We start from the raw sequence: 3,656 nt of genomic DNA, 5'->3' as shown, positions 1-3,656 counted from the left end.
GCCGATTTCGCGGTCCGAACTCGATCCCTACTACGCGCGCGCCGAGGACAAGATGGGCGTGACGCGCACCAACGGCATTCCAGGGCTGCCCGGCAACAACAACTTCAAGGTCATGTACGACGGCGCGACAAAGGTCGGCTACAAGACCTGCAACACCGGCCATATGGCGATCAATAGCGAGCCGCGCGCCGGTCGCGCAAGCTGCATGCAGCTGGGTTTCTGCTTCCAGGGCTGCAAGTCCGGCGCAAAATGGTCGACGCTCTACACCGAAATTCCGGCGGCCGAGGCAACGGGCAAGCTCGATCTGCGCACTGAGGCACATGTAATGCGGATCGACACCAATGCGGCAGGCAAGGCGAGCAGCGTCGTCTATATCGATGCCGACGGCAAACAGCAGCGCCAGCGCGCGCGGGTTGTCTGCGTGGCGGGCAATTCGATCGAGACGCCCCGGCTGTTGCTGCTGTCGGAATCGTCGAAATTCCCGAATGGCCTTGCTAACAGTTCGGGCCAGGTCGGCCGCAACTACATGCGGCACACGACCGGATCGGTGTTCGGCGTGTTCAAGGAACCGGTGCACTTCTATCGCGGCACCGTGATGGCCGGCATTATCACGGACGAAGTTGAATTCAATCCGAAGCGCGGCTTTGCGGGCGGCTACGAACTTGAGACGATCTCGCTCGGACTGCCATTCGCGGCGGCGTTCCTTGACCCCGGCGCGTGGGGATCGGATTTCACTTACTACCTCGACAACTATGTGAATCTGGCGGGCATGTGGATTGTCGGCGAGGACATGCCATCCGAGTCGAACCGCATCACGCTGAACCATGACGTCAAGGACAGCTTCGGCCTGCCCGTCGCGAACGTCCACTATGACGATCATCCGAACGACGTCGCGATGCGTAACCACGCCTATCAACAAGGCGAGGCGGTCTATGCGGCAGCCGGCGCGATCAAGACGCTGCGCACGCCGCCTTATCCGTCCACGCACAACCTCGGCACTTGCCGGATGAGTGCGAACGCGAGGGACGGCGTGTGCAACAAATACGGACAGACACACGACGTGAAAAATCTGTTCATTTCGGACGGCAGCCAGTTCACGAGCGGCGCGGCCGAGAATCCGACCTTGACGATCGTGACGCTGGCGATTCGGCAATCGGGGTACATCGCCGACCAGATGCGAAGCCAGAGAATCTAAGCGCGGCGACGGGCGGCCGGACGCTGCCCGTCGCGTTCATTTTAAGGAGTAGCCGATGTGCAAGATCTACGCGCAGACTGATCCGATCCTTTACGAATGCCGTGCCCGCTCAGTGCGCATTAGCGGCGTGATTACCACGATCCGGCTCGAAAACCTGTTCTGGCAGACGCTGTCGGAACTCGCCGCCGATAACGACATGACGACCAACCAATTGATCGCCAAGCTTCACGAGGAGGTGTCGCTGCATCTGGGAGAAGCGACGAATTTCGCGTCGTTCCTGCGGGTGACATGCCTGCGCTATCAGGGTTTGAAGGCAAGCGCCTCGCTAGGGTTGCGCGGCCACGTTGCAAGCGTGACCGCGCTCGACAAATTGGCAGGCTAATCCTCGCCGCGCTTATCGACAGATCTGGTCCGGTCCCCAGGTTCCGCTATTACATGGGAGGCAACGCGTTTCCACACAGCCGGAAGGACCATATTTGGCGCACCATTTATCGACATACCCATTGGAATAGATTTGACCGCCGCGATAGCAAGCGTCGGCGGGTTGCGTTTGTTTGTGATTAGGCTTCGTCGTTTTGCGGGGCGCGTGTTGTTGAACGGGGGCGGTGGTATCAGAATCCGCTTGCGCTCTCGCCGTGCTCACCCACACGGAGCCGACAATCAAGATTGCAAATGCACGCTGGATTGGGTACACGGCGGGTCTCCAGGAGCGTTGAAGTGCCCGGCGGTGGCGAACGCGGTCACGAGGAACACCGAGCGACAAGAAATTAGCCCACGCTAGTCCGTTTCCCCGTTATAGGTGCCAAATCACTTATCGGCAAGGTGACGAAATACCGAGTTGCACTATTCATTTTTCTATGGCGGCGTCCACGGGAAGATGATGCAGGCGCAACGGTGTGGATGTCCCGATCGGATTTCCATCGTCAGACAAATACCTCCGCCGTCACCGCATCACAAGCCTGCAACGGAGCTACACTAAGGGACGCCGTGCCCTGGAGAAAGCCATGACAGACCTTGACCCTGATGCCACCTTTAGGGGCTTGCCCCTCACCGCGGAGCAGGACGCGGAAGTGAGACATTACATTAAGGTGCAGACGCAACGCGGCTTGCCCTGGGACACCCCCGAGCTAAGCGCGATGCTTAAGGACATGCTGCAACCCCCAGGTGACGACGGCGACGAATTCGACGACCCGCCAGACGAGACGAAAGAGGCCGCCGAGCGCGCGATGGGGTCCGTTGAGGAAGAGATGGATGCCACCGAGGCGAGCGAGGAGTGGAACGCCGCGATGGAGATGGAAATTATGAAAGGGCCCAGGCGGTAGGGCGCGCGGCGCCGATTCGAAGCTGAGCTCACGTGTGCCGTCTGCACCTATTTCCGGGCAAGGGCCTGACCGAACACGAGTCGATGCCCGTCGGGCGTCGCGACCGTAAATTCACGCATGCCGTGCGGCTTGTCGGTCGGAGGGTCGAGTATCAACGCCCCTTTTTCAACGAATTCCTCATAGAAAGCGTCGGCGTCATCGACATCCATATAGCCGAAGTAGCTGTGGTCGCCGGTCGCTGCGGCGGACAAGGCGTCGGGACAATCGCCAAGCATGATGCGGACATCTCCCCGGCAGAGGAGCCGCCAACCCGATGCGTCCGCCCATTCAACGCGAAAGCCGAGCGCATCACGAAAATAAGCCGCGTTGCGCTCCAAATCGGGGACGGCGAGCACGAACGCAAAGGGACGCAATCCATTGATTTTTGGCATTGAGCAACCCTCTCCCAAGTTGAATGACTGCCGCAGCGCTAACAAGCACTGTATCGCGTATTTCTACTACTCGCGCCAGGGTCGACGTCCTAGAAAACAGGGGCGTCGTTGAAAGGCGGGGACATGGTTTCGCTTCCCGGGTTGGAGAGCTCCGCTCAAATCGATCGCGAATTGACTTTCCCGGGAATCGTTTCAACTTCTGTTATTGGCCCTTGTAAAGGGTTTGATTGAGCCGGGCGATTTGCCCGTTTTGCTCAGCCGTATTCAGTTGCTGCTTGACGTCGTTGCGTGTGAGACCCGCACTCGATTGGCCCCATGCAGACGAGCCTGAAATTGTTCCGCCCTGATCGCCAGCCTGCTGGGAGGATTGCGACGTGGGTGCTTGAACGGGGACGGAGTCATCAGCGTATGCGCTTGTAGCAATGACAAGAAGCGAAGCAACGCTAATGCCGGCAAGTATAAGTTTCATTTTCTGGCTCCTGAAGACGTGGACTTGAGAACTCTCCATGCAACGAAGGTCACGAGGTCATCTTCGTGAGATTCTGCATGCAGCAAGTGTAGTCAGGTGGCACTGACCCGATGGTGGCAGCTAGATGGCATTGCTGTCATATATCGACGTTACGCAATAAATTTTCTACGCCGCAAGCCTATCGTGCAAGTTCTCCGGGCGGTGTTCCCGAATTACTTTACAAATATTTCGAGGCGGGT

At 58.6% G+C, this 3,656-nt stretch carries 4 protein-coding genes; 3 read left to right on the top strand and 1 reads right to left on the bottom strand.

Annotated elements, in window-relative coordinates; translation table 11 throughout:
* The 3 genes from WCA53_RS31765 to WCA53_RS31755 all read left to right on the top strand — a co-directional run.
* The coding region (locus WCA53_RS31765; RefSeq protein WP_423921056.1) for a GMC family oxidoreductase at positions 1–1,195 on the top strand (1,195 nt) is incomplete at its 5' end.
* A 55-nt stretch (positions 1,196–1,250) separates the two neighbouring features.
* On the top strand, positions 1,251–1,577 hold the full coding sequence (locus WCA53_RS31760) for a ribbon-helix-helix domain-containing protein (RefSeq protein WP_423921052.1): 327 nt from the start codon (positions 1,251–1,253) through the stop codon (positions 1,575–1,577).
* A gap of 622 nt (positions 1,578–2,199) precedes the next feature.
* Positions 2,200–2,517: a hypothetical protein gene (locus WCA53_RS31755; protein ID WP_423921049.1), complete on the top strand. Its 318-nt coding sequence runs from the start codon at positions 2,200–2,202 to the stop codon at positions 2,515–2,517.
* Between the two features lie 47 nt (positions 2,518–2,564).
* Here the strand turns inward: WCA53_RS31755 and WCA53_RS31750 are convergent, their stop codons facing one another.
* The gene (locus WCA53_RS31750) at positions 2,565–2,948 is read right to left on the bottom strand and encodes a VOC family protein (protein WP_423921046.1); all 384 of its coding nucleotides are present in this window, start codon (positions 2,946–2,948) and stop codon (positions 2,565–2,567) included.
* Positions 2,949–3,656: the final 708 nt, after the last annotated feature.

Origin of the sequence: Caballeronia sp., from assembly GCF_049581465.1 — a bacterium.
Classification (GTDB): Bacteria; Pseudomonadota; Gammaproteobacteria; order Burkholderiales; family Burkholderiaceae; genus Caballeronia.
The sequence above is the reverse complement of the archived record's forward strand: the minus strand, read 5'-3'. Positions and strand labels throughout refer to the sequence as shown.